This is a genomic window from Actinomadura sp. KC06 (assembly GCF_004348735.1).
GTDB lineage: Bacteria > Actinomycetota > Actinomycetes > Streptosporangiales > Streptosporangiaceae > Spirillospora.
Genome location: NZ_SMKT01000122.1, coordinates 1 through 26,745 on the forward strand (window position 1 = coordinate 1; position 26,745 = coordinate 26,745).

Sequence of the window (26,745 nt, forward strand, 5' to 3'; positions counted from 1 at the left end):
CGCCCCCTCCCACCCCCTCTGGGACGCCGACAGCGACCGGAACGACACCACCGCCAGACTCGCCATCGCAGCACCCTCCATCGCAGCCGCCTGTCTCCTCGGATCATCCGTTCACGGTGGAGTTGCCCTCCGGTGCCATCGTGGGATTGTCCTTCGCCGCCGGGGTCGGAACCGCGCTCGTGGTGACTCGGCTGCACCGCAGGCGCCGACACCGCACACCGGCCACCGGTCCCGACTTGGCCCGCGAGGAGCCGCCGCCGTCGCCAACCGTGCGCCGGCTGAGGCGCGCTGACCTTGAGGCACGTGAGTCCGGACGTTCCGACCCTGACCAGGCAGCCGATGACTCCGGACTGCATCTGTTCCCTTTGTCCTCCAGCGGGAACCTCTCACTCGGCGTCCGTGACAATGACGAGCTCACGGTGCCGATCGGTGGACTCCTAGTGGGCTTGAGCGGCCCAGGCGCCGACGCGGCGGCGCGAGCCCTACTGCTGACACTGCTCACCCATTCAGGCGACCACGATGTAGAGATCCTCATCCCGCGCGCCGACGCCGCGCGCCTACTCCAACTCGACACCGACGACATTGCCGCGACCGCCGACCATGTGCGCGCCCTGGACGTGACCCGGGACTTGGGGACCGCTCTGCGACGACTGGAATCCGAACGCATCCACCGCGCCCGTCTACTGGATAGCGCAGACCATGCCACCGACTTGGACGGAATCCGCCATGCCGATCCCACCGAGCCGCTACCGCGGCTGGTACTGATCGGCACACCGCAGGAGGAACACCAGCACCAGCTGGCGGCCGTGTGCAGTTCCGCCAGCGTCTACGACATCGCTGTGGTGCTGCTCGGAGAGCATCCCGCCGGGCCCGCGCTGCACCTCGACAACGGCGGGCACGTCACCACAACCAGCGAAGCCGACGACACCGAGGCCCGCCAGTGGCAAGGGCTTCGGCTCTTCCACGCCACCACCGACGACGCCCACCAGGTGCTCGAAGTCATCCGCACCGCCCACGGCGCCCCCGAACCCGAGCCCGAGCCCGAGCCCGAACAACCAGACCAGACCAGGGCGACACCAGCCCCGACACCGCCGGCCGCGTCCCCACAACCTCCCGCAGGAGAACGGCCTGCACGGCTACGAGTACTCGGTCCACCCGCCCTCACCGTCAACGGCCACGAGCTCGCCACCGGCATCCGCGGCAGCGCCCGCGAGCTCCTCGCCTACCTTGCCCTGCACCCCGACGGCGTGACCCGAGACGCGGTCCTCGAAGCGCTCTGGCCGCAGGTCGACCATCGCCGCGCCGTCATGCGCTTCCACGCGGCCCTCAACGACGTCCGCCGAGAACTGCGCCACGCCACCGGGCTCCGCCACGAGAACTTCATCATCGTCATCGCAGACCGCTACCGCATTGACCCTGATCTCCTGGCCGTCGACCTGTGGTCATTCCAAGCGGCCCTGCATCAGGCAGCTCAGACCGACGACGATCAAATGCGCACCGACCTTCTCCACAAGGCCGCCGAGTTGTACGAAGGCAACCTCGCCGCTGACCATTCCTATGAATGGATCGAACCCGAACGTGAGGCGCTGCGTCGCCAGGCCGTGGAAGCCCTCATCCATCTGGCCGATCTGCACGAACGAAACAACGAACCGGAACGTGCGCTGGCTGCACTTGACCGAGCGCAGAACATCGACCGCTACGCCGAAGAAATCTACCAACACATCATGATTTTGCAGGCCAAGTTGGGACGCCTTGATGCAGTCCGTCGTACTCACCGGCTACTGGAAGCCAACCTGGAAGATCTGAGCATCGACCCTAGCGAAGAGACTCAACAACTGCTCTGGCGCCTACTCCACCCCCGCCGGCAGTCTCGTTCGCGGCACTCTTAGCATTTGTCACGCCCCGTGATGACCCTGCGATCAATCCCGCTTGAGCAAGCGTACAGAAAGGTGGTAAGGGCATCCTCGCACTACGATTCAACTTCCTCGCATTATGCGTTGGTGTGCGTCAACCCAACGCTGGCCCCTCATAGGGGGCCGATGGATCAGCGTGTTCGCAGGCGACTTGGAGTGGCCGAGTAGCATCGTGACGCGAATCAGGGTAACGCGGCCCCACATGTAACGTTCACGCCGCCAGTCCTTAGAGCTTCTCATGCTTCCTTGCCCGCCGGTATCGGCCCGCGCATTCCCCTCGCGTATGAGGCGCAGGGTGAGGGCTGCAGGGGATGATGAACGCAACCTCGGCGGGCAGCCGGCGATGCTGTAGGAAATTGACGAAGATGAGCACTCTTCCTGGGATTTTCCGGATAGATGAGCAGTCGTCGGCTGCGTGGCGTCCGGGGTAGTTGAGAAATTCTCGCGGGTGTGCGGATCGTTGAGAGCCTTGATCTCGGGCCTGCTGGTGATGGAGCGTGAGCCACACTCGTGTTGATACTGCCGAGGTGGCAGAGGCCGCGACTGTGGGTGCAGGAGCTCCGAGTGCCGCTTTGCGGCAGATCCGTGCGCCGCGCGCATCCGCGGCCTGGACCTGGTGGGCCAGTTCCACCAAACGCTGCACCGACGTCCTTGGCCCCACTCGAACCGTGGCGAAGGCACGACTGTTTCAGACCTGATGCGGAAGATCGGGCGTGTCGTGTTCGCCAGCGGCTGGAGCACCGCAAGCTACGGTGAAGGAAAGACGATAATGGCCTATGTGGACGAGACGGACGGCGCAGACCGCACCGAAGCGCTCTTGTGGGCTGCCCCTACAGGGCCGCTTCCCGAACCGCCGATCGACACCAGGGCTCAGGTGCTGCCCATCGGTGACCTGCACTGGCCGGACGCCGAACGCCTGTTCCTCAAGCTGCTGCAGGCGGTCCGGCCGGTCCAGTACGCCAAGCTCTTCGGCGTTCCAGGTCAGGCCCAAGCCGGGATCGATGCCTACGCCCGGCTCCCACTGGACCTGACAGACGGTGAAACCGGCGGCCGGGACTACATCACCCTGCAGTCGCGGCGGGTCGAATCGCTGACCGCAGGCATGATCAAGAAGGCTGTTGACGACCTGCTGAAGGGCGAATGGGCCAAGAAAACGGCGGTCTTCCATTTCGCCACCTCCTTCGACCTGCAGGCCACGAAGCTGGACACCGCGATCCGCGAGCAGACCGAACGTCTGGCCAAACTCGGGATCACCTTCGTTCCGTGGGGTGTGCAGGAGGTCTCCACGCTGTTGAAGGACCACCCTCGCATCGTCGAGGACTTCTTCGGCCGGCCGTGGGTCGAGCGCTTCTGCGGCCTGGAGGCAGCCCAAGCCCTCGCCAACAACCTGCCCCATCAGGACGTCAGAGACCTACGGGCGAAGCTGCGTGACCTCTATCGGGCGGTCTTCTACGCCCAGGGCGGAGTCCACTCGATCGAGAACACCGAACCCGAGCAACAGTTCGTGATCTTGGACGTCGAGCCCAACCGTCAGCAGTCCAACATCTTCGATACCGAACGGCCCGAGGCGACCGATGAAGGTCAGCACCCTGCGCAAGGTCCGGTCGACGGGCAGACCTACATCGCCTCCCGGCTGGGTGCCCGCCGCCAGTCGTTCAGATCCGCCCGCCACCTGCTCAACAGCACAACCCAGTCCACGTCGGCCACAGGCGGCACTATCAGGGCCGACGAGTGGCTGGCCGAAGGTAAGTATTGGCTGCTCATCGGCCGTCCGGGAGCGGGGAAGTCCAGCCTCTTGCGGTTCGCGGCGACGGATCTGCTCTCGTCCCAGCCGCAATCGATCGCGCTACAGCGGGAACACGCTACCGACCTGCCGATCTGGCTGCCGTTCGGGTTCCTGTGCCGCCATCTGGAAGCGTCGACGGAGAACTCGCTCGTCTCGGCGGCCGAAGCCTGGCTGAAGTCGCAGAGCGCCGCACACCTTTGGCCGCTGGTCCAGCGCGCCCTGCACGACGACCGCTTGCTCTTGCTCGTCGACGGCGTCGACGAGTGGAGCGACGTTAGCGCAGCCGAACGCGCCCTCGGGACATTGGAGGCGTTCCTCGGGCGCACCAACGCCTCAGCGATCCTCTCCACGCGCCCGTACGCGGTCGACCGGCTCAACTGGCGGCTCCCGTGGGCACAGGCGGAGATCACGCCGCTTACCGACGATCAGCGCCGCACCATCGCGGCCGGGCTCCTCCGGCCAGTCACACAGCCGGAACCCGTCCCGGCCGTCCGGTCGCCGTGGAGCGCAGGCGTCGAACCGTTCCTCGACCAGCTCGCCGCCACCCCCGAACTTGCCGAGCTCTCCCGGTCTCCCCTCTTCCTGACGCTGCTGGCAACGACCTGGCAGGGCGAGCCCCTGCCGCGGCAACGGTTCAAGATCTACGCCCGGCTCGTCGAGCTCCTCATCGAAAAGCATCCCCAGATGCGGCAACGCGCTTCACATGCGACGGGGACGCTGCTGACAGCCAATGAGGTGACCACCCTGTTCGCCGCCGTGGCCTACCGCCTTCGTATCAAGGGCCCCGCCGGCGCCGTCACCAAGCCGGAGATGCGCAAACTCATCGTCGAGTCGATGACCGACGACGAAGTCCTCGGCTACGAGCAACCTGCCGCCCGCAAGATCGCCAATGAGGTCTTGGCCATGGCGGAAGACGAGTTCGGCCTCATCGTGTCGCACGGCGCCGGTGCCATCGGCTTCCTACACCGGGTCGTGCTCGACCACATGGCCGGCCAGTACCTCGCCACACTGCCCACCGACGCACAGGTCGAGGCCGTGGGGCAGTTCGTCCATGATCCGGCCTGGCGCGATGTGCTCCTCGCACTGCTGACCGCGCAGGTCAGCCCTCACGCAACCGAACCACTGCTCACCGCGGCGCTTGGCACCGGTGACCGGCCGTGGGCAGACGTCGACGGATACGAGCTGCTCGCCGAGGCGCTCGCCGCAGGCGTCAAGGTCACCCCGAGATCTCAGACCGTGTACTCGAATCGCCTCGTCGAACGTGTCGAGACCCACCCGTCGCTGCGTCATCGGGCGAACCTCATCACCGCACTCGTCGGCACGCTCGCGAGCCACTCCGCCCGCACTCACCTGCTTCCGATCATGAAACGGTGGTTCATCGCGCCCCGCCCCGACCCGTCACCGACCATGCGGGCGCTGCGTGACCTTGACATCCCCGACGACGCCGCGGCCGAGTACCTGCTCTGGGGCATCCGGCACCCCGAGGACAACGTAAAGGTCAACGCCGCGCTGGCCCTCGCACACCGGTTCGGCGGCCAGTCACGCCTGCTGGACCGGCTGGTGGCATTCACCGAGACCGGGCCGTCCTCGGCAACACAGGCCGCCGCCATCCTCGCCCTCGGCAACGGCTGGGCGGATGCACGCGATACCACCCGCTTGATCGACTGGGCCCGCCGCCAGCCGTCCATACCGCTCCGGCTGGTCGGTCTGCACTTGCTGCAACGCGGCACCCCGCCCGGAAACGCTGCGCTCTTTCGGCCGGAAGAACGTGCCTGGCTGCTGTCACTGCTCCGCCACGAGGACCACTCCCTGGGGCCGTGGCCCGCATCGGACCTGGTCAACATCGCCGCCACCGGCGACACGCAGGTAGCCGACTTCGCGCTGGAGACCTTGACGACGAATGGACGCACCGGTGGCGACCGAGGGCTTGCGTGGAGCCTCGCCTGCAACGCCTTCGCCGATGACAGTCGCTTCAAGGCATGGGTGGCCGCAAAAGTCGCCGAGCCCGAGGGACGCGGCCTGGCCTTGTATAACGTCGGCATGATTCCGCAGCAGTGGCGTGACGATCCAACGTTCACTCAGGCGCTCTACACGTACGTGGATGCCAAGCTGAAGGAACTGACGGCGTACAGCGTCACCGGTCTCGCCACCACGCTGCCACCCGATGATGCCCGAACGGTGCTGTTGCGTGGGCTGGACACATGGCGGCCCTACGCCGCAGCCCGCACGCTGGTCGAACGGTACGCAGACGACGAGCATGTCCATACAACCCTCGCCAGCCGGCTCCGCGGCGACTACGCGCGCGCTGCGCCCCTGGCCGGCGTTGCCATCGACGTGCTCGGCCCGCAAGAGGGCTTCACCATCTTGGTATCCCTGCTACGCCAGCCAGATGAACGTGGTCGCACGGAAGAACAGGTCGTCGTGGCCGAGGCGACAGCCGACGCCTGGAAGCGGTTTGAGGACGAAGCCCGGGAGCCAGGCTGCGAAGGGGAAGCCGCGCGGGAAATGCTCGCCAGCTATGATCCGGCCGAGCTGGCGGCGCTGTGCACGGCGGTGAATCCCCACCACCTGATGTGGCACGTCCCAGCCGTCATCACCGCCTGGCCCGGGCAACTAGTGGTCCAGGAGTTCGCCGACAAGCTCATCCACGACCCAAAGCCCATCACCTCAGGCATTCCGGACACCATTCCGGTCGCGATTCTCAGGGCGTACTGCGGCAGGACCGACGCCCCCTCCCGCCGAATCCTCGACAAGACCCTGAACCTGCTCAAGCACGTCGAACCAGAGCTGCGCGAAGTCTTGGCCTTCGAACTCGCACGCAGCTCGCTCGCCGCGAACGACCTCATCGACATTATGGCGGAATGGAAGAACGAACCCGACACCGAGGTTCGCCGCAACGCTTTCATCGGGCTCATCCAAGCGATCAAGCGTCACCAGCAAGCCCACGACGACGTAGCTGGTGCCTACACGCTGACCGCCGAAATGGAATGGCTACGCAAGGAGATCAAAGAGGACCTGTGCGCCTACGGCCCTGAACTCGAAGAACGCCGGCAACTGGCATGGATCGGCATGCTCATGCTCGGGGATCTCACGCTCAGCGACGATATCCAGGAAACCATCGGCCACTCAGGGCAGGCGCCCGGCGTCCAACTGGATGTCCTCTACGACGGTGATGTGGACGAAATCCTGGTAGACCTGCTCGCCGAGAATTGGGAACGGTTGCTGGTCCACTTCGGTGGCGATCTCTTCGAGCGCCTGAACAGCACATCTGACCGGCAGCGTCGAACCGCTAGCGAGCAACGCCGCCATGTCATGTCAGCATTGGCAACCGTCGCGTCCCGGTACCCCGCTATCGCCGAGATGCTACGCCGCGAGGCCGACACCGATGCCGCACTACGGCAAGATCGGCACTTTCTCCTGTGGGCAAAGGAAGAGAACAGAGGCGACGAAGGAGTCCTCCGCGCGCTCGTGGCCAAGCTCGGCGGAACGGCACACCGCCGGCAAGACCAAGTCCTCGACTCACTGCTGGACCGAGACAGTTGGCATGTGTCCGACGAGGCGTTCAAGGCCATCCTTACCGAAGACGCGATCGACACCGGGTCAGGCCACATCTACGTTAGCGAACAGCTGGCCCTGTTCGTCCAGCTGTTTCCGGCGGACAGCGTGTCCATCGCTGCCCTTCATGACCTCGAATCGTGGTTCCGAACAGACCGTGCGACTCGTGAGCACCGCGACTGGGATGACACGCTGGCCATCGCGCTTGGTGTAGCTGAACCGCAAGATCTGCCCGCCATCGTGACCCGCGCCCACACCCGCATCCGTATGGGCATGTCCGACCTGTATCTGCCCATGTTCACCAAGCCGCTCATGCGGCGGCTGCGAGTGGACGCCGACGCCGTCGAAGCGTTCAAGGCCGCGCTCAGTGAACCGATGGACATCCGCGAGAACAGCCCCATATTCTCGGGTCCCTGGGACTCAATTGCCGACGCATGTCCCGACTTGCAACCGCTACAACGCACATACCTTTTCGCCATCCTCCTACGCCAAGCGGGTGCCCTACCTCAGCAGGGCGCGGTAGCGGCCAGTGGCGTCCTGGCATCCGCATCACCCGACACCATCGTGCACAATCCGTTCACCAACCATGAAGGTCCACTCTGCCTTGCCGCACTGGACCTCGCCGCTCACTGACAACGCCATCCTGTCGATCCCTCTGAGACGCGGGTGGGTGCACCGCTCAAGTAGGTCGGCCGCTGCTCACTTCGTGCTCAACTACGACGGCGATTGCTCATCTTCGTTGGTTCCCGACAGATGCGCCGAGCCTCCCAACCGCCCTCCCAATAGGCCCGCCAGTTACCCTCCTGACTAAGAATGGGTGCCCCGGTCTTCGCATTTGTCCTGGTGATGGCACCGTAGGCCCACCCATATGCGGCCCCGACTTAACATACTGCCTGCTCTCAGGAGAGGTGAGTGGGTGCTGCTGAGGGTATGGGTGGAGGTTTGATAATCGGCTGTGGAGTTAATCGGATTCGTGGTTTACGGTTATAGGGCTAATTTGATTGTCGGCTAGGGAGAGTTGTCTGTCGGGCTGGCGAAGGCTGCGTGAATTGGCTGGGTCGACCCTTTGATCATGGCGCACGAGAATGGTGCGAATGCGCTCGAATGTCTTGCATTTCCTTGAAATGGGGTGGATACTGGAACTGTCGAGACGGAGCGCAAAAGGGCGCCCGTCGCGAAGCGATCGGAGAGTGATCGTGTCGAATCGCCGCTCGCAGAGAATCCCCGAGAATCGCGCGCGTGGGGAACTGACGGCAGAGGACATGTCACGAGTCACGGCGGATGACTTCGCGGAGTTGGGGCGCATTGCGCGCGCCTACTGCCGCACCGTCGACTACACGCGGTCCCGTAAGCGCATGGACGGTAGCGCAACGATGGTCCGCAACGGCATCGGGAAGTACGGCACCGATGATGTGAGCGATGACACGACCCAAGACGCAGTGTTGATCTTCGCCAAGCGTCTGGCAAAGATCATCACTACGTGCGCCGTGGCTTCCGTGGAAAGCGGAGAGCAGGCATGGAAGTACGTCAAGCGCAACGGTGAGACGATCATCGTCACCCGAAACACGCTCCACTACTGGGCCGTACGGGACGCTGCCGCGCGCAACGGATACCGCCTGGACGTCCCTGCGGACGAGTTGGACGAAACCCCCGGGTTCCAGCTCATGCGCGGAATTCCGCACGCTGACACCGTCGCGTCACTGGCGGTCGTCCCGTACGTGGCTGGCTACAGCGCAACGATCTTCCGCTCCGCTTGGGGTGACGGCTCGGACTTCCCGACCCTGCGTCGGATCATGGACTACGCCAGCCAAGCCGATGATCTCGGCCGTGCGGGCATCCTCACGAAAACGGCGCAGTCCCTGTACGGCGGTCCCCGCAACTCGTCATCGAAGGTTCGGCGCACGTCGGACGCTGCGCGCAAGGAATGGCGCAAGCTGTCCGCGCGTCTGGACGAAACCCGCGACGAAATGATCTATGAGAGCGTTCGGGCCAAGCAAACCAAGTAGAACGCTCTCCGCAGAGTCCCCGAACGGGTACCCGTTCGGGGACTCCGTCTTTCAACGGCCACGGGGTTCAAGGAATTTAAGTCAAGATCGGTATTCGGGGGATTGCTGGCGCCGTATATAAGTGAAGGCGCCGAACGGCACGGCGGACGCAGGAGCAAAGGTGAGAAGATCCCGCGCGCCGTGCCTACCTCATGGGCTCCTCATGGGCCATCTTCGCGCTTGACGAAAATTCCGCCATGATCGGTATTTGGGGATTCTTCGGCGACGTATATAGGTGAAGGCGCTACGGGGGACGACGACACATCGGACCATGCGCATCTGGCGCAACCGAGGTGATTCACATGAGCAAGGTCTCAATACGAACGGACGTCGGCGGACCGTCCGGCTTGCTCGCCAGCCGGGAACCGTTCGAAAGCCACGGCGCTATGAGCGCCGTGGATTATGCGCCGTCTTCTACCGGGCGGCTCCCGGTCGAATGGGTCCGGAGGTACGACGCTGACAATCGCAATCCGGGAATCGTCTACACAGTGCGCTCATGGGCGACCCCGATTGCGTGGATTCTGGCCACTGGCCAGATCATCATCCCTGACGTCTCCTATTCGATCACCACAACGCGGCATCAGAACCTATGCCGCGCGTGGCTCGCATAAGCCCGGCACGGAACGACGGGCCGGGGCTCCACTTGCGGCCCTGGCCCGTACCGCCGCGTCCCGAAGGGAGATTCCCCATGTTCCGTCGCCGTCTCCTGATCACTGAGCCCACCGCGATGGCGGAGTGCGATTGGTGCGACCTTCCGGCCGTCCTATGCGTCCGGGCACACGGCGATGAAAACGAACGCGCCTGCGTCACGCACGCGGCCAACTTGGTCTGTTACCTCTTCGCCGCACGCGCTGTCGAACGTCGGTACCGCCGTGACACTTACGGCCAATGCGGCAACCACCGGCACATCGGCAGACTCCGTGATCGCGCGGCTGGAATCCGGCTCCGCTGCGGAGAATTCTTCACCGCCCTCCGCGCCCGCCGGATCGCTGCAACCCGTCACCCCACGCTGGACCCCTCGATCGGAGGTGATCAATGACGCCTCATGTCACCACACCCGCCCTGACAGGCACCGTCACGGCGGTCACACACTTCCACGTGAGCGACGCTTACGCCGGTTGCCTGCCCGAGACCGAGCCGATCGTGACCGATGATCCGGTGCTGGCCATGGATGCGCTGGCTCACCTCCTGAGCGATTGGGCGGAGGCCACCGAGCCGGACGACTCCGACGCCACCGGTGCGGCTGCGGTCGCGGAAATCTACTGCTCTTGCCCCGGTCATGGTCACAGCGCCGAACATTCTGACGTGTTGGCCCGTCTTGAGCGCGGCGCCGACTTGTCCGAGACCGCGGGGTTGCGGGTTTTCGAGATCGCGGTTTGCGTGCAACTGGACTGTCTGAAGTATTGCCCGGTCAGCGATTGCCGCACCGTCGCCAGCATCACCGAGGTGGATGCCCGGTGTTGGTGCTGCGGCGCCGATTTCGTGCCGTGGGACGGCTGTTCCTGGCTCGGCTGAGCTGACCGCATGGGTCCGGTAGAGGCCCGTCTGATCGTCCCGCAGGTCCCTGGCGAGGGGGTGGGGACCTGCGGGACCCCGGCCGATCGGTGCGCCGACGCTCAGCTCTGGCGCGCGCCGACCTGGACGAAAGGGGGTTCTTGCATGCCCATCAACGATGCGATCACTGATCGGTGGCTGGCGCACGTGCTGAGCCAGCTGGGAAACACTCACTCAGCGGTCGCCGCGAGGCTGCGCGCGACGCAGATCACCGGCCGCCCGGGAGACCCATGCGCGTGCCCCATCGCGCGCTACGTCCTGGCCCGGGTCCGTGAGCACGTGCCGTCCGGCCCGGTGCTGGTCACCGTCACCGACAAGGTGTTCGTCGACATCGATGCGCCAAGCAGTGAGGGCTACCGGTGGGTCAGCGCGACGGTTCCGGAGCCGGTCACCGAATTCATTACGGCCTTCGACTACGACGATCACGACTTGCCGCGCCTTTACAGCGAACTGATCGAGCACGGCTTCGCGTGAGCGCCCGTACCGGTGTGCGCGCGAGCGAACACTTCCCGAGCCGCAGGGCCCGGGGCCTTCGCCGGGGCGCTGTTTGCCGCGAGCCCGGCGAATTCACTCTTTCCGATCCGGTCCCGCAGGTCCCGACAGGGGGGACGGGGCCTGCGGGACCTCCCATCTGCGGGGAGGGATTGCATGACCACGATCGCGGTGAGCATCGATGTCCACCGCCTCGACGATGTGACCTTCACGGTGGACACCGGCGAGTTCCTGGAGGCGATCGGGCCGGTCGACCGCAAGGTCGAGGACGCGCTGAATGAGGCGCTGGACGCCTACGTCGACGAGCACGCCTACTACCAGTCCGAACGGTGGTACAGCCTGCTCCACGAGCGCGATTCGCAGAAGGTGTTGCACCACGCGCTGGCGACCGCGCTTGGCATCGAAGCCGACGAGGTGTCCACCGATTACTCGTTCTGCACCTGCAACTTTGAGAACCATCTGTCCGAAGACTTCGGCGGCACCCTGTGGGATGTCGCCGACGGCCGCCGGTTCCTGACCATTGAATCCGGCGGGCGCGGGTTCATGAAAGCCGCTGTCGAGGTGCGCGCGATCACGTGCGAGGAACCGACCTACGTCATCGCGGTCAACTCCAGCGAGGTCCAGATCGGCTGCACCGCCTGCGACTTCACGCTGGACACCGGACACGACCGCATCATCTGGACCGACCTGACCCGCGCGGACGAGGACGGATGGGCGCGCGACGGGCTGTTCTGCCCGCGCTGCCAAGCCCGGCTGGCCGCCGAGGTGTGGATCTAGCCGGGCATCGACCGGCCGCTCCCGGTGAGCGGCCCATAGGGGCGGAACCCGAAGGGGCGAAAGCCGCTGTCGGGAACGTGGTCCTGGGCGGATGCCCGGAAGGTGGGGTTCGACTCCTCCCGTCCCTACGGCGACGCACCGGCCGACGCAGGGAGGAGGGAATCCGTGAGCGAGTACACCGTGACGCTAGACGTCACCGAGGAGCCGTCGGGCTACGAGTGGACGTACGTCACCCCGGTCGAGAACGCCGCCTGTGCCCATGAGGCCGAGCAGGTCGCCGCTCGCCGACTCCGGGAATCGATGACCGCACGCCACGCCCGCGGTTACCGCGCCACCGTCACCAAGACCGCGCCCGGCATCAACCGCTGGTTCTGGTGAGCCGCATCTCCGGGCGACTTCCGAACCTGATCAGCTACTTCGGCGTCCCGGGCCGACACCGCACAACCAGTTGAGGAAGTGAGCCGCCCATGATCGACCTTCCGCACAGCGGCCTCAGCGTGCCGAACACCGATCTGCATGTCGTCGAGTATCGCGAGGAAATGGGCCTGGCGACCATCTGCATCACCGCCGTGCTGGCCGTGGGGCAGCGCATCGTCGGCACTGCCGAGCACGACGGCGGCGACGATGACCGGACGCGGTTCCGGCCCGCCCCGGACAGCGACTTCTCCTGGCAGGACCTCGAAGGCTTCGCCGTGCAGTGCCGCCGCCACGGCGAGCCGGTAAGCGTCGATGAGGTGCTGGACTGCTTGGTCGATGAATACGAGCTTGCTCGGCGGCTCGCCCTGGCTGAGGAGCGGGGGAAGACCCTGGCCCGCACCGTTCTGCGGGACGGCTACCCCGAGTCCGTGATCGACATCGATCCGCCGGCAACGGCCGCCCACCGCGACGCGTTGGCCGCGCGGCTTGCCGAGACACCCCTGCCCGAAGGAGCCCGCTGGGAGATCTGGGACGGCCAGCGCTGGACCGCCCTGACCGAGCCGACACCGTGACCGCTCAGACCCGCTGCGTCTGGTCCGGTCAGAGCCGGGTGGTCCTGGTCGTGTCGCGCCCTAGTCCCCTGGCCGGGGCAGATGCCAGTACCCCGCTGCGCGGCGAGCCTGCGGAAGTTCCCGCAACCGATCACCATCACACGCGGAGGGAGCCGATGAGCGATCACGAAGTGTTTCAGTTCCTGGCCTTCCGGTGGGACATCACCAAGGCCCAGCAGATCGCGGCCGAGCTACCGGTCCACCGGTTCGACCCACGGCCATGGTTCGGATGGCTCGGTGCGATCGTCCTGGATGAGGATCACATCCCCGCCGTGGACCTAGAGCGCCCGATCATCGCGGTGCGGCTCCGCGAGGCCGACGGCGGGGCAATGATCATCGACGGGTGGCATCGCATCGCCCGCGCCCAGCGCGACGGCGTCACCGAGCTGCCGATCGTGGTCCTGGATGAAGACCAGGAGTACCAGGTGCGGATCTTCGGCGGCGATAAGCACCCCTGCCCGCCATGAACCGTCGCGCCGACTCTGCCAGTGCCCCGCCATGGACCGGCGCCCCGATTCAACCTGGTGAAAGGAGCCTCGTTTGTCCTCCACCACGACCTACCGGGCGCAGCGCGCCCTGACAGGTGACGAGCTGACCGCGATCAGGAACCAGATCCAGGGCGCCGGGAGTCCTGCTGAGATCGTCGCCAGGGTGGTGCGCGCGGTGTTCACCGCCTTGCTGGCGCCGCTGGGCGAGTCGCTGGACGACTACGACCGCGACCGCCAGCTCATCCCCGGCCAGTTCGCCATCCCACAGACGCAATGGGAGGCGATCTGCGACGCGGCGCTGAACCGGGCCGACGCCTTCGCCGCTCGCGCCCTGCTGGCGGTGGAACTGATCGACGTGATGCCGTGCACCTATCCGGACCTGGACGCGCCCGTCCCACCGGTTGAGCGGATCGATCAGCGCCCGTATGAGCATGTGCTGACCGTCGCGCGGGAGGCCACCGACGTCATCGCCGCCGCCAGCGCGCACTGTGACCGGCTCGGCGCCGCTTTCGGCGTCGGCTCGCCGGAATACCGGGAGGCGGTCACCTCCTGGCAGCACGGCCTATCCCGGCTGTTCGCAATGGGCCTGGGAGCCCGGACCTACATCACCCGCGACGGTGAGCTCTCGCTCCTGGTGCGCTGCGACAGCGGATTCGTCTACGGGATCGTCTTCCACCCGGTGCAGCGACGGTGTACCCGGGACGGGTGCCGCGCGGTGATCAACGACGACGGTCGCGCCTGGACCTATCTGCGCGACGACCCGGCCTGCCCCGACGGCAACCACACACCGTCCTACCCGCTGGACGCGCCCCACCCAGGAACCTGGCAATTCCATTCCTGACCGCACGTCGACGCCTACAGCCCGGCGGCGTCCACGCCCCGTATTGCGCCGTACCGGCTGACCGCTAACGCCCCAAGGGCCGAGCCCTCGGGGCGTGCTTGTTCCCCTGGGGCGCCGCTGCCCGTAAGGACAGCCCGCGAGCCCGCCCCTTGCCGGGCTGCCCACGCTGGCCCGCGGCGCCCCAGGCCATTCCCGCAGAAAGGGGAGTCCCGCATGTCCAAAGAAACCTTGCAATGGCTGAACGAGAACACGCTGATCGGGTTCACCGACAAGCGTGGCACGGCCTGGCACTACCGGGCCGACCTGCAAGGCGCCGAACCCAACCACTACCCGGGCGCCATCCCGGTCGAGGACGTCAAGCGCCGGTTGTTCGACTGGGAGGCGGTCTCCAGCCCGGTCTATGTCGAAAGCCCGGTCACCGGCGGCCTGGTCGAGGCGCCCGGACGCCAAGCCATCATGCGCAGCGACACCGGCCACCTGATGGGTCTGTTCACCGACGGGTACGAACCGCACCCCTACGTGGAATGGCTGATCAACACCATCGGCACGCTGCTGGAGGACGACCTGTCGATCGGATCGGCCGGACTGCTCAAGAACGGCGCGGTCGCCTGGGTGTCGGTCGAGGTCCCCGACAACGTCACCACCCCCGAAGGCGTTGAGTTCCGTCCCCACCTGTTCGGCGCCACGTCCTTCGACGGGTCGCTGGCCACCACGTTCAAGCGGGCCGTGACCAGCATCGTGTGCGACAACACGATGGCGGCCGGGCTGGGCGAGGCCGGCCAGCAGGTCAAGATCAAGCACTCGCGGCACTCCAAGCTGCGCATCGGCGAGGCTCGCGAGGCGCTCAACATCGTCTATCAGGTCGCCGACGACTTCGCCGCCGAGGTCGCCGCGCTGTGCAACACCAGCGTCAGCGACGCCGAGTGGAACGCCTTCCTGGACGCCCACGTGCCGATGCCGGATGAGCCGGGCCGCTCGCGAACCATGGCCGAGAACAAGCGCGACTCCCTGGCTCGGCTGTGGAACCACGACAACCGGGTGGCGCCGTGGAAGGGCACCGCCTGGGGCGTAGTGCAGGCGGTCAACACCTACACCCACCACGAGCAGACTGTCCGCGGCGCGGTCCGCGCCGAGCGGAACATGCTCCGTGCTGTCACCGGCGGCGTCGACGAACTGGACCACGCCACCCTGCACACGCTGGCCACCGTGCAGGACGGCCCGGCGCTCCTGGCGGCCTAGCTCCCTGGCCGGAGCGGTCTCGGTGGGGCGCGGGGCCCGAATGCCGCGCCGCGCCCCACCGATCCTTGGCCCGCGTAAACGCAGGCACCGTGATGCGCCGCAGTGTGCGTCGCGAATTGTGCGAGGCGCAGAGATTAACTCTCTGAGAGCGAATGCGCATCTGTATCGACCAACTGTGCAGCGACGGTCGCTGCGGCGTGTCGATCACCCTGAATGCAGCCGACCAAAGAGAGCGATGAGGAGTGACGATATGGACGATTGGGCCAAGGCATATGTGACGATCGATGGTCACGATGTCTTTCCCGCTGAGGTGGCGACCTGGACGTCTTGGAACGGCGCCGCCTGCCCTCGCTTCACCAAGCAGACCGCAGAACGAGTCGTCGAAGCCGTGACCAAAACCAATCAGCGAGAGCCCTACGACGACGCCGAGGAGTTGTTCTGGGACGGCGAGGCGATCATCTGCCGGGTCCCGGGAACCGAAGGCCGCGAAGGGGACGAGCCCGAACGGATCGAGCCCGACCCCGACGGCATGTACGCGATCGGATGGAAGGCATGGACCTGGTCGGAAGTGTGGTGCCAGGGCGACCCTCACTCCGGTGAGCCCGATGACCTGGCCACCCCAGTGGCGATCCTCACCTGGGCCGAGCCCGACCAAACCAGGCCCGGCGCACAGCCCGCCCTGACCGACGCAGCATTCTGCGCTCCCTGCCTGGAACGGGCACGGGCCGCCCACCCGAAGGCCACCGTCACGGCCCTGCCCCCGCTGTAACCCGCGCAATGCACCGCCTGGCAGTGCGGGCAGGGCGAGCCGCGCGTCGCCAAGCCGAACCAAGGCCGATACGGCGACTCCTCGCGAGCACCTGGCCGCAGAAATGTGCGCTGGGTGACGCTCTATATCTCTGCCGCGAAATTGACGCATCAGAAAGAGGGGGACGTGGTGAACGTTACCGTGACGGTTGAGGTTTTCCATAACGTATCGAAGGATGCAGCGGGAAGACCATTGGGCTTTGACGGCTACCAGCAAGGCCATCCTGTGGTGAAGGTGTTCGAGTTTTCAATGGAGGCCAACGAAGGCACCGAGCCGGTTCGCTTCGCTGAGACAGCGTTCCAGATCGGCAACGAGCTCCATGAACTGAGCACGGACTATTACCGCCGCCGCCTTCGCTCGCTGAGCGTCGGAGACCTGGTCAAGATCGGGCTGCTGTGGCTGTCGTGCGAACCAGTCGGCTGGCAGCCCATCACCGATCACACCCCCAACGACATCACCGCCACCCACCAGGGCGAACACGGCACCCAACCGTGGAGATCCTGATCGCGTCGTGACGCAGGACGGGGTCCGCGCGGCCACGAACGGCAACGTACGAAAGGGGGAAGACACTCATGATCCTCGGCTGGCCTGCGGCATCGGGATGGCAGTCCACCAACGGTGACACCATCAAACACCTCGTCGCCTGGCAATGGCAGGCCGGACAGCTGATCTGCGTGTCATGCATGCCGATCGGCACCGGGCTGGAACTGTCGGATCGGTTCCCCGAATGGTCTGACGCGATCGGTGAGGTCTATCCCTGGACCATCCCCGACGGTACCGCCGATGACGACCTGATCTGCGACGTGTGCGGGCAGCCGATCACCGCCCAAAGCGCCTAGCAGACGGTAGGGATCCGGCCCACTACCGCGCCGTGCAGAGGTTGGACGACGCCGATTCTTCCAGCCACGACGGGGAAGCCGACCGCGCTAAAGGGCACCAACTCACGCTAGCTAAACGATGCGGCGCTTCTGCGTGAATGCGGTCACGCTCCTCGAAATGACAGACCCAACCAATTCGCGCCGCGGGATACCGGTGCGGAGCCTTTTGTGTACTCGGGGGAGGGACGGCGTGCTGACATCGGTGCACCTGATGGCCGGTGGTGGAGGTGATCTGGCCGGGTTCGCGCTGGCCGGTTACGACACGCTGGCGGCGGTCAACCATCTCCAGGCCGCAGTGCAAACAGTCCTGCTCAACCGGCCGGTGAACGGCATTGTGGAGGACGTCTCACGGCTGGACATGCTGAGCGTGCCGGGCGCCGATGTGCTGGTCGCCAGCCCGATCTGCACCGAGGCGGCACCTGCCGGCGGTAACGCTGTCCGCAAGCAGCGCCAGCGGCCGTGGGCGGCGACGCGGGCGACGGCGTGGTGCCTGATCCGCTACGCCCAGATCCACCGTCCGGCCGTGATCGTCGGGGAGAACGTCCTGCGGTTCGCGCGCTGGGACCTGTTCGAGCCGTGGCTGAAGGTCTTCGAGGCGATGAACTACACCACCCGGATCGTCCCGGTCAACGCCGCGCACATCTCCTCGCCCGGCAACCCGGCCGCCCCACAAGTCCGCGAACGTCTGGTTTTCGTGCTGGCCAGGCGGGGCATCGAGGTCGACTTGGAGGTGCGCCCGGCGGCTACCTGCCGCGTGTGCGGCCCCGTGCAGGGCGTGCGGTGCTGGAAACCGACCGCGACCAGGATCGCTGGCCACCTGATCGGCGCCTACGACCCCGGCACCGGCAGGCACGGCGCCTACTACTACCTCTGCCCGGCCGGGCATGGCCGCGTCGAACCGGCCACGACCGCGATGGCGCCGGGGATCGACTGGTCGCTGCCGATGCGGCTGGTCGCCGACGGGCACCGGCGCGGACCGTACGCGCCCGCCACCCGAGCCCGGATTCGACACGGCCTGATCCAGTGGGGCGGCCGCCCCTTCGTGGCGATCCTGCGGCGGCACAAGCTGTCGGAATCGCTGGACGGCCCGGTCGCCACAATCACCGCCGCGGGCACCCACCACATGCTGGTCCAGCCCGGTGACGACCGGACCATCGACGGGTGCCGGGTGCGGATGTTCACCACCCCGGAAAAGGCATACGCCCAACGGTTTCCCGACGGCTGGAAATTCGTAACTCGGTTTCCTAAGGCCGACCGGGACAAGGTCCCCCACGGTGCCACGCCAGGTGGGCTACTCACTGGCAACGCCGTTCCCTCGAATATCGCCGAATGGGTGGGCGGACGTATCAGGTACGCCCTCGCCGCTTAACCGCAAATTTCGAGCTCCTATGAGGCATGAAGGAGGGTCCCGGTGCGCACGACCACGCGCAGAGAGGACGACCACGACCAGTCTAGTGCTTTCGTTTCTGATTTGGCCGCTGGCGACAGCTACGCGCCCTGGTACATGGACGGTCCCGGCGCTTGGCAAGAACTGCTGGAAGACCCTGTGCAGCGCGGCGACGAGACTTGTCTCCACCACGTCTGCGATGACGGAGCCTCACCCGCCATCTTCGACGCATCCACGCTGGTTCGCGTCCGGTGAATGCGGGAAGAGGCCGCAGTCCCGACGGCGAGATCACGAGGCGCGCTATCGCCAAGCGGCGAGTGTGGAGCCGGGGTGCTTAATACGCACGTCGGCCACCTGGTGCCGCTCCGCGAAGCGAGTGGTTTCCGGCATGACTTCTTCTGACCCTTAAACGATCTGGTTGGCCTTGCTGGAGGCGATCAACCATGTTTCTGCCGACCTTGAGAACGAGTCTCCGAGCAACATTGAGCCCGCTGCTGCGGATGGTCTGGGACGGCGAACACGTGGCCGGTTGGCGCTGCCGTGCGGCGGTGCGCCTGGCGGGCGCTCACCTGGACCATGTCACCGCCGGGCAGACCGCCGTCGCGGTGTGCGGCTGCGGCGAACCGGTCGCTGAATACACCGGGGACTGGTTCCACGTCCTCAATCCCGAGCTGCGCGGCACCAATGACCACTGGGCCGAGCCGACGCCCGGGACGGTGGTCCGGTACCGGCATTGGCGGCCCCTGGACACGCTGGACCCGCCATGAGCTACGACCGATGGCCGGGCGGGGATGAGGCCGTGGCGGCGTTGCGCGAGGCGTTCGGGACCGCCTACGTCGAGGACACCGGTGGCAGCTCTTCCATCTACGTCCCGATCGAAGGGATGGGCGTTCTGTCGGTCGGGGACATGCACGGGCCGCTGGGCGCCAGCAACCACGGCTGGGGCGTCGAACTGATCGGCCCCGACGGCGACTACGCAGGGCCGGTCTGCAATGTGCCAGACCGCAGCGTGCGCAAGCTCGTTGAAGCGCTGCGCGCGTTCCTGCGCGACGGCACCCGCACCGGGCTGACCCGCTCCGACGTGTTGTGCATGCGCCGCGATCGGCATCACGCCGACACCGGGCATTTCGTCAACCCGGCGCATGCGGGCGATCCCGAGTGCATTGAATGCCAGGAAATCCACCATGGTTTCCAGGCCGACGAACCGTGACGCAGGTCGGCGCACGAACTTCCATGAAAGCCATCCGGGATGCCCGCTCTTTCACCGAGATATCTGGGAGGAGTGTCGATGATCTATAAGAGTCACATGACCGACGACTCGCCGCGGGCGGTCCGGGAAATACTCAAGACACTCGCCCGGCTCGCGGGCGAGCGCGAGAATAACGCGACCCATTCGGCAATCCTGCTGCACGAAACGGAACCCAACCACCAGCACGGGCCGACGGCCGATACGCGGAAGCGGCTGCAGGGCGAGGCCCGCATCGCGCGGGCCAAGGCCGACACCGCGCGTCATCTGCTGATCGAGGCGTGGGTTGCCGCCGGGTACGACGACGAGGGCCGGCAATGGATCTCCCGCACCGAGGCCGAGCGATTCACCGACGCAATGATCCAGATCGCACTGGCCGAACGCTGCGTCCCCGGCCTGCGCCTGGAATTGGATGACGTCTTCACCGGCAGGATCGAGGTGACCTGACATGCCGCGAGAGCCCGATCGGGTCGGCTGCCGTCACCCGGGCTGTGCGGGCGCGATCGACGCGTGGGCGCCCTTGTGGCTCAGTCTGCACGCCGACGGAACCTGGTCGGTATACGGAGTCGGCGACGAAGCCGCCGAGATCATCTGTGACGAGCACGGCCACGACAACCTCACCACGGTCCTGCACAAAAGCCTGACCGCGTTCCTGGACGAACTGCTACCCAACTGCACCTGGCAGGGCGCACGTCCCGCACGGGGAGACATGCCGGATCTGTGAGACCCACCGCCGCGCAGACGAGGGCGTGACGCTAACCGTCAGCGCGCCCCCGGCGGCCCCCACGTCCGGCCCGAGCATGGACCGCGATTCGGGCGACCCCGCGGTGCCCAGCGGCGACGCCGCCGTTTTGGTCGCGGAAACTCGCAGGCCCTGGATGCGCGAGAGCGAGATGAAGCCTCCTGGGGAAGGGGAGCCGCCGATGCACGCATACACCGTCAACGTGTCCGGTGCAGAGCGGCACGACGGCGAGAAGCCCTACACCTACGTCCTGAACGCTGAAAGCATTTATAGAGCAAAGGCAGCGGCGTGGCTGTATCACCTCTGGTTTGCCCACTCAGAGCAGGGCTTGGTCGCCTTCGACGGGACGATTCCGGGGCAGCCGAGCTGGTGGGACGCCCACGCACAAAACGCCGACGTGGTGGTCATCGACTGCCCTGAATTCCCCTGCCACCCGGGAACGCCCTCGCAGTGCACGGATCGCTGCCACCGCGACGCCACTGTGAAACCGACCTCGTGTCGCTGCCCATTCGCGTGGCACTGGATCTACCACACGCCACAAACACGCCCACCTGTCGGCGCGATCGACCGACTCAAGCACCTCGGCTACGACTTTCCCGCCGCACCACCAGAAGAGACCACCTGGTGAATACCCGCTGATCTAAGAAATGCCATTCCCAGGCTGAAAGGAGTGCATTGGCATGCCCAGATGCTCGGCCGAATTGCGGTTCGACCTGACCGCGGTCTTGCGGCTCGCCGAAGACGCTGCAGCGGCCAGCGAGCACACCACCCGTTGGGAACCCGGTCCGACTCTGAACCACCCGGGATTCGACGTCGACGCCGGTGCTTGCCTCATCCTGGTCCGCGACGACGGCGTCTACCTGATGTCCACCGACAAGAACGCACCAAGGGACACCGGCGGTCGGGTCCCACGCTGTTACGCCCGCGGTTTCGATCCCGGATCCGGAGACTGGTGGAGCCGATGGAACCGCACCGGGCTGCCCGGCGACGACTTCGCCGAATACCTGGAAGTGGTCGAGTCAGGTCTGCTTGATGAGCTGCGCGCAGCCGCCGAGGACGGCTACCGCTGGTTCGTCATCACCTTGAGCGAAAGCAACCTCAGCCTCAGCTACGAGCGCGGCATCCCACCGATGCCCGGCGAGCGAGCCCCCTCAGACGAATAGGCGAATCACGATCCCGGACACGCACGGCAGTTTGGGGGGATTGGTATGCCCATCGTGATCAGACACACCCGTGAAGACGGCACTTTGATCGATGGATCAGAAAAGGGCGACGGCGTCTATGAGGTCCTGCGCGGCTTGCGGTGCGGATGGCGGTGGATGCCCTCAATCGGCAGGATCGGACTGCGGTCCAGCCGGTTCAAGGCGGCCAAGCGATACGAGATCGAGCAGGCCGCGCGGGCACTGCGGGCGGCGGGCCACGACGTCCAAGTCGACATCGACGATGCGACGCTGCCTGCGACCGGCTTCGCCGAGCAGGAGGCCGAGCGGACCCAACGCGCCGACCAGCGCGCGGACTGCTACGCCGACTACGCGAGCAACGCGGCGGCACGCAGCGAGGCCGCGTACGCCCGCTACCGCCAGTCCGCCGACCACTGGCCCCTAGGTCAACCGCTGATCTCCGATTCGGCGCGTGCCGCGCACCGGCGGATGATGGGCGCGCACGACACCTCCGTGGCCGAGCACGACAAGGCCGAGTACTGGGCGGGACGGCAGCGAGCCGCCCAAGCCCACCAAGGCCACCGGGAGGCGCTGCCGACCGTGCTGCGCCGGATCGAGCGGCTAGAACGGCAGCGCCGGCGACTGGTGCGGTGGCTGGAGGGCCAGTACCGGTGGAGCGACGACGACGGCGGGCCTGCGCTCCTGCGCTGCGGCGGGGAGATCTACCGCAAGGTCGCCCCCGCCCCGGCCGATGCCGCGCGGTGGACGGCCGACCTTATCCAGCTCGACGGGGAGCTGGGCTACTGGCACGAGGTGGTCGCCGACAAACAAAAAGCCGGGCAGAAGGTCTGGAGCAAAGACGACTTCAGCGTGGGTGACTTCGTGAAACGGCACGGCACCTGGTTCGAGGTCATCCGGGTCAACAACAAGTCGGTCACAGTGCCGTGGATGATCGGCGGAGTCACCCGCGGGATCTACACCGTGGCCGACGCCCGGCGGCAATTCCCGCAGGACAAGAAGGTCAGCACCGACACGGTTCCCTATGACAAGGTCGAGGGCCGCGCATCAGCCCAAGAGATCCGCGAGGCGATAGCGCGCACCGAGACCAAGAACCGTTATTTCAAGCCCGGCCACTAGCCACGAAACCAGGGAGACGCGGCGACTCGCCATCTTCGTGCTCGTGCTAATAGGCGCCCGTGAGCCATATCGCAATTCCGTTGCGCTGGTACGGGCGCCTGAGAACCGGCCATTCCGCCGACGCTCGATTCTGCTCGGTGCCCTCGTCGCTCCACCTCTACGACGAAAGGATTGACCTGCCATGAGTCTGGCCCGTACTCGCGCGATCGCACTGCGAGGTATCGAGGGCACCGTGGTCGATGTCGAAGCCTCGCTCACCGAGGGGACGCCCGGCTTGCACCTGATCGGGCTCCCGGACGCGGCCCGCAACCAAATCCGCGATCGTGTCCGAGCCGCCATCATCAACTCCGACCAGCACTTTCCACATCGCTATATCGCGGTCAGCCTCTTCCCCATCAGCCTGCCCAAACACGGCAGCGGCTTCGACTTGGCCATCGCCGTCGCCGTCCTGGCGGCCAGCGGAGCCATCCCCGCCGAAGCGTGCGCGAACGCGGCGCTGATCGGGGAGCTGTGCCTGGACGGTCGAGTGCGGTCCGTGCCCGGCGTGCTGCCCGCCGTCCTGGCGGCCGTCGACGCCGGTGCCACCGTGGTCGTCGTGCCCCAGGCCAACGCCGCCGAGGCATCGCTGGTGCCTGGTGTCGACGTGATCGACGTCGCCTCGCTGAACACTCTGATAGCGCAATTGCGCGGCGTGCCACCGACCGACGACGGCGGCAATGCCCAGGACAGCAACCACCACGCAACCGTCTCCAGGCTGCCCGGTCACCTAGATCTGGCTCAGGTGAGAGGGCAAGCCAGCGGGCGCGAGGCGATCGAGGTCGCGGCCGCGGGCGGTCACCACCTCGCTCTTGTCGGCCCCGTCCGCACCGGAGCGACGATGCTCGCCGAGCGGCTGCCGGGTCTGTTGCCCGACCTCGATCACGACACCGCGCTGGAGGTGACCGCCCTCTACTCCCTCGCAGGAGACCTCCCACCCGATGGCCCTCTGATGGCCCGGCCCCCGTTCCAGGCGCCGCACCACACGTTGTCGCGCGCCGCCGTCCTCGGCGGCAGTACCAGTCGCGCTGTTCGTCCGGGAGCGGTATCGCTCGCCCACCGAGGAGTGCTGTTCCTGGAGGACGTGCCTGAGTTCGCCGTCCGGACGCTGGAGTCGCTGGTCCGGCCGCTGGAGGACGGGACGGTCACCGTCAGCGGAAACGGTTTGATCGTGACCTTTCCCGCTCGTACGATCGCGGTGCTGACCGCCCGCCCATGCCCGTGCGGCGCGCGGACCGCGCAGGCGTGCACGTGCCCGCCCGGCGTCCGCGAGCGCTACCTGGCCAGGCTGCCCCGTTCTCTGCTGGACCGGGTCGCCATCAAAAACCGGCTCGCCCCGGCATCGCCAGCCGAGCTTCGCCGTGACCTGGCGTCGGTCGAGTCCAGCAGGCACGTCGCCGACCGAGTCCAGGCCGCCCGTGACCGCGCCGCACGCCGGCTGGCGGGCACGCCATGGCGCACCAACGCCGAAATCCCCGGCCCGGAACTACGACGCCGTTTCGCCCCTCCAAAGGAGGCGACCGCGGTTCTCGATGCCGCACTGACCGGCGGCCGGCTGACTGTCCGCGGCCTCGACCAGGTGCTTCGCCTGGCCTGGACCCTCGCCGACCTCGCCGGTAGCACCGCGCCGAGCCCCGAGGACATCACCACGGCCGTGCACATGTGGAACAGCTTCGACGAACCGCCAGGCAGCTAGATCGAGCAGCCCAGTTCCGTCTTCATTCATCGCTCAGAAAGGGGGTGTGACGACGCATGCGTGAAAGCGGCATGGTCGGAGGGAGATTTTTCGCGTGGTGTCGACTCGCCTACCGGGACGACACCAGCCAGGTGCGGCTCTGCGATGCGAAGTTCGATCGCCCGGCTGAATTCGTGGAACACATGGCGGACGTGCACGGGCGCACGCCACCCCGAACCCCGAAAGCGCGCACATGGCGGCGCCCGCAGCGAACGCGAACGCTGTATGAGCCCAAACAATACGGCGTCGGTGCCTGGGCCACGTTCGCCGAAGCCCGTGACGGTGAGGTCATCCTGCGGCGCGGGCAGGTGTGGTCCCTCGGTCCGCCCGGCGTCGGCAACAGCCGGTGGGTGGTACCCGACGACGGCGGCGACGCGGTCGTGGTGAGGATCAACCAACGCCCGGTCCTCACCGGCCAAACCCTGCTGGACGTCGTCCCCGGGTACAGCATGCATCGGCAGAACCTGCGGCGCGCTGAAAATCTGCGCCGGTTCGGCCGCCTGTTCCCGGTCGTGGTCAGCACACATTGGCAGTACACGAGGTCCGTGGGAAAGACGCTGGTCGAGACGTGGTGCTGGCACGTGGACCCGACGTGCCCGGACGCTGCGGGAAAACGGGCCCCGTCCAAAGAATTCCAGCCCTTCGATATCACCCAGGTCGTTCTGGAATTGATCAGCGGGCGGATCAACGCTTCGACTTCGCGCTTTTGCCGCCGCTGTTTCTGGCTCGACGACATCGAAGACACGGCGGCCCGACCACGCAGCCGCCCACACCCGAGGCCAAGCGCTAGCCCACGTCACTAAACGGCTCAAAGAGCCCAGCGGAGCGCGGTGCGTCGTGGCCCGTGCGCCGAACGCAGACCAGGCACCCACCAGGCGAGTTCGATGTGTGCCATGTCCAAACGGGCCCGCGTCGTTCCGCTGACGACCGAGCCCCACTACCCGCAACAGGCCGCCGAGGCCCGACCGGCGCTTCCGGCCTGCCGTTCTATGGACGCCGCAGCGGTGCCACCACTCTTCCATCAGGCACCTGCCGAGACCGCCCGAAGCGTTCCGTACGGGCGCGACCGTGCACATCCGCCAGCAAACCAACTGCGAACCGACGAAGGAGTACACGCATGTCTCTCACTACCGGCCAGGCCCGGGCCCACAATCTCGGCGCGACCTTCCTGGCTGCTGACCCCTCTGCCAGCACCTATCCCTGCATCGAACTTCCCGACGGTCGCCGGTGCTACTTCTTCTATGACGACGACGGGGTCCTGAACGTGACGGTCGACCTCGATGACGACCACGAGGAGGCGTCGCTCCGGATCACCGTCGGCAATTCGATCATCAACCAGGAAATGGTAGTCCTGCCGGGCTGGGACGAGATGAGCGACCTGGACAAAGGCGCTGCGCTCATGCACGTCGCCAAGCGGCACTACGAAGAAGACGACGAATTCGCCATCGAGCACTACCCGGCCCGCTACCTCGATGATCCCCGCCTCACCAAGCTGAGCCCCAAAACTGCCAGCAACCACGCTGCGCGCGTGGTGGGCGACCTAGAAGAACTCGGCGACAGAATCGGCCAAGACGAGTACGACCGGCTGTTCATGCTCGCCTTCAACGCCTCCCGAGATCGCTGACCCACACCCAGCACGCCCGCGTGCCAGTGCGGTCGGGAGTGCGTGCACTCCGGGCCGTCGCCGTGGCGGTGGCGACCGCAGTACCGGCCACCGCTCACGGTGACCTACACCGCCCCGGACAGGCCGCGGCCTGCGCCATCCACGTCATGGTGCCGCTAACCAATCACAGAGCCCTGCGCCAGATGCTGGCCAAACAACTTTCTCGTGGAATTCCGTGACGTCAGTGTCGAAAATGACTGACTCTGCCCAAACAACTCGCAGGAGGGAGCGAACT

Annotated in this window: 26 protein-coding genes; all 26 read left to right on the forward strand. The window is 66.3% G+C overall.

The window, feature by feature from the left end; translation table 11 throughout:
• Nucleotides 1–116: 116 nt before the first annotated feature.
• A complete protein-coding gene (locus tag E1287_RS30540) occupies nucleotides 117–1,889 on the forward strand; it encodes a BTAD domain-containing putative transcriptional regulator (RefSeq protein ID WP_131968731.1) in 1,773 nt (590 codons plus the stop codon).
• Nucleotides 1,890–2,610: 721 nt separating this feature from the next.
• Nucleotides 2,611–7,887 carry an NACHT domain-containing protein gene (locus E1287_RS30545; protein WP_131968732.1) on the forward strand — a complete coding sequence of 1,759 codons (5,277 nt, stop codon included), beginning with the start codon at nucleotides 2,611–2,613 and terminating at the stop codon, nucleotides 7,885–7,887.
• A gap of 461 nt (nucleotides 7,888–8,348) precedes the next feature.
• Nucleotides 8,349–9,260, forward strand: coding sequence for a hypothetical protein (locus E1287_RS30550; RefSeq protein WP_207934560.1), 912 nt, complete (start codon nucleotides 8,349–8,351; stop codon nucleotides 9,258–9,260).
• 1,137 nt (nucleotides 9,261–10,397) lie between these two features.
• A complete protein-coding gene (locus tag E1287_RS30560; RefSeq protein ID WP_131968734.1) occupies nucleotides 10,398–10,814 on the forward strand; it encodes a hypothetical protein in 417 nt (138 codons plus the stop codon).
• A 144-nt stretch (nucleotides 10,815–10,958) separates the two neighbouring features.
• Nucleotides 10,959–11,327 (forward strand): hypothetical protein, encoded by a 369-nt coding sequence (locus E1287_RS30565; protein ID WP_131968735.1) that lies wholly within the window; start codon nucleotides 10,959–10,961, stop codon nucleotides 11,325–11,327.
• 174 nt (nucleotides 11,328–11,501) lie between these two features.
• A complete protein-coding gene (locus tag E1287_RS30570) occupies nucleotides 11,502–12,122 on the forward strand; it encodes a hypothetical protein (RefSeq protein ID WP_131968736.1) in 621 nt (206 codons plus the stop codon).
• 165 nt (nucleotides 12,123–12,287) lie between these two features.
• Entirely contained in the window at nucleotides 12,288–12,500 is a 213-nt protein-coding gene (locus tag E1287_RS30575) for a hypothetical protein (RefSeq protein WP_131968737.1), read from the forward strand.
• A gap of 89 nt (nucleotides 12,501–12,589) precedes the next feature.
• Nucleotides 12,590–13,111 carry a hypothetical protein gene (locus E1287_RS30580; protein ID WP_131968738.1) on the forward strand — a complete coding sequence of 174 codons (522 nt, stop codon included), beginning with the start codon at nucleotides 12,590–12,592 and terminating at the stop codon, nucleotides 13,109–13,111.
• Entirely contained in the window at nucleotides 13,108–13,617 is a 510-nt protein-coding gene (locus tag E1287_RS30585) for a ParB N-terminal domain-containing protein (RefSeq protein ID WP_131968739.1), read from the forward strand. Before E1287_RS30580 ends, E1287_RS30585 begins: the two co-directional genes overlap by 4 nt.
• A gap of 73 nt (nucleotides 13,618–13,690) precedes the next feature.
• A complete protein-coding gene (locus E1287_RS30590) occupies nucleotides 13,691–14,479 on the forward strand; it encodes a hypothetical protein (protein ID WP_131968740.1) in 789 nt (262 codons plus the stop codon).
• Between the two features lie 213 nt (nucleotides 14,480–14,692).
• On the forward strand, nucleotides 14,693–15,718 hold the full coding sequence (locus E1287_RS30595) for a DUF932 domain-containing protein (protein ID WP_131968741.1): 1,026 nt from the start codon (nucleotides 14,693–14,695) through the stop codon (nucleotides 15,716–15,718).
• A 250-nt stretch (nucleotides 15,719–15,968) separates the two neighbouring features.
• Nucleotides 15,969–16,487, forward strand: a complete 519-nt coding sequence (locus tag E1287_RS30600) for a hypothetical protein (RefSeq protein WP_131968742.1) — start codon at nucleotides 15,969–15,971, stop codon at nucleotides 16,485–16,487.
• A 114-nt stretch (nucleotides 16,488–16,601) separates the two neighbouring features.
• Nucleotides 16,602–17,030 (forward strand): hypothetical protein, encoded by a 429-nt coding sequence (locus E1287_RS30605; RefSeq protein WP_131968743.1) that lies wholly within the window; start codon nucleotides 16,602–16,604, stop codon nucleotides 17,028–17,030.
• Nucleotides 17,031–17,098: 68 nt separating this feature from the next.
• Nucleotides 17,099–17,365: a hypothetical protein gene (locus tag E1287_RS30610; RefSeq protein ID WP_131968744.1), complete on the forward strand. Its 267-nt coding sequence runs from the start codon at nucleotides 17,099–17,101 to the stop codon at nucleotides 17,363–17,365.
• 229 nt (nucleotides 17,366–17,594) lie between these two features.
• Nucleotides 17,595–18,773: a DNA cytosine methyltransferase gene (locus E1287_RS30615; RefSeq protein ID WP_165969255.1), complete on the forward strand. Its 1,179-nt coding sequence runs from the start codon at nucleotides 17,595–17,597 to the stop codon at nucleotides 18,771–18,773.
• A gap of 42 nt (nucleotides 18,774–18,815) precedes the next feature.
• Nucleotides 18,816–19,046 (forward strand): hypothetical protein, encoded by a 231-nt coding sequence (locus E1287_RS30620; protein ID WP_131968746.1) that lies wholly within the window; start codon nucleotides 18,816–18,818, stop codon nucleotides 19,044–19,046.
• A 227-nt stretch (nucleotides 19,047–19,273) separates the two neighbouring features.
• Nucleotides 19,274–19,558: a hypothetical protein gene (locus tag E1287_RS30625; RefSeq protein ID WP_131968747.1), complete on the forward strand. Its 285-nt coding sequence runs from the start codon at nucleotides 19,274–19,276 to the stop codon at nucleotides 19,556–19,558.
• Nucleotides 19,555–20,001: a hypothetical protein gene (locus tag E1287_RS30630; protein ID WP_131968748.1), complete on the forward strand. Its 447-nt coding sequence runs from the start codon at nucleotides 19,555–19,557 to the stop codon at nucleotides 19,999–20,001. Before E1287_RS30625 ends, E1287_RS30630 begins: the two co-directional genes overlap by 4 nt.
• 96 nt (nucleotides 20,002–20,097) lie before the next feature.
• Nucleotides 20,098–20,484 carry a hypothetical protein gene (locus E1287_RS30635; RefSeq protein WP_131968749.1) on the forward strand — a complete coding sequence of 129 codons (387 nt, stop codon included), beginning with the start codon at nucleotides 20,098–20,100 and terminating at the stop codon, nucleotides 20,482–20,484.
• A 1-nt stretch (nucleotide 20,485) separates the two neighbouring features.
• Nucleotides 20,486–20,761: a hypothetical protein gene (locus E1287_RS30640; RefSeq protein WP_131968750.1), complete on the forward strand. Its 276-nt coding sequence runs from the start codon at nucleotides 20,486–20,488 to the stop codon at nucleotides 20,759–20,761.
• A gap of 76 nt (nucleotides 20,762–20,837) precedes the next feature.
• On the forward strand, nucleotides 20,838–21,407 hold the full coding sequence (locus E1287_RS30645; protein WP_131968751.1) for a hypothetical protein: 570 nt from the start codon (nucleotides 20,838–20,840) through the stop codon (nucleotides 21,405–21,407).
• A 52-nt stretch (nucleotides 21,408–21,459) separates the two neighbouring features.
• Complete coding sequence (locus tag E1287_RS30650) at nucleotides 21,460–21,942, forward strand: DUF3085 domain-containing protein (protein WP_131968752.1); 483 nt, start codon at nucleotides 21,460–21,462, stop codon at nucleotides 21,940–21,942.
• Nucleotides 21,943–22,098: 156 nt separating this feature from the next.
• Nucleotides 22,099–23,076: a DUF3560 domain-containing protein gene (locus tag E1287_RS30655; RefSeq protein WP_165969256.1), complete on the forward strand. Its 978-nt coding sequence runs from the start codon at nucleotides 22,099–22,101 to the stop codon at nucleotides 23,074–23,076.
• Nucleotides 23,077–23,257: 181 nt separating this feature from the next.
• Complete coding sequence (locus E1287_RS30660; protein WP_131968754.1) at nucleotides 23,258–24,808, forward strand: YifB family Mg chelatase-like AAA ATPase; 1,551 nt, start codon at nucleotides 23,258–23,260, stop codon at nucleotides 24,806–24,808.
• Nucleotides 24,809–24,864: 56 nt separating this feature from the next.
• Nucleotides 24,865–25,650: a hypothetical protein gene (locus E1287_RS30665; protein ID WP_131968755.1), complete on the forward strand. Its 786-nt coding sequence runs from the start codon at nucleotides 24,865–24,867 to the stop codon at nucleotides 25,648–25,650.
• 314 nt (nucleotides 25,651–25,964) lie between these two features.
• The gene (locus tag E1287_RS30670) at nucleotides 25,965–26,471 is read left to right on the forward strand and encodes a hypothetical protein (RefSeq protein WP_131968756.1); all 507 of its coding nucleotides are present in this window, start codon (nucleotides 25,965–25,967) and stop codon (nucleotides 26,469–26,471) included.
• Nucleotides 26,472–26,745: the final 274 nt, after the last annotated feature.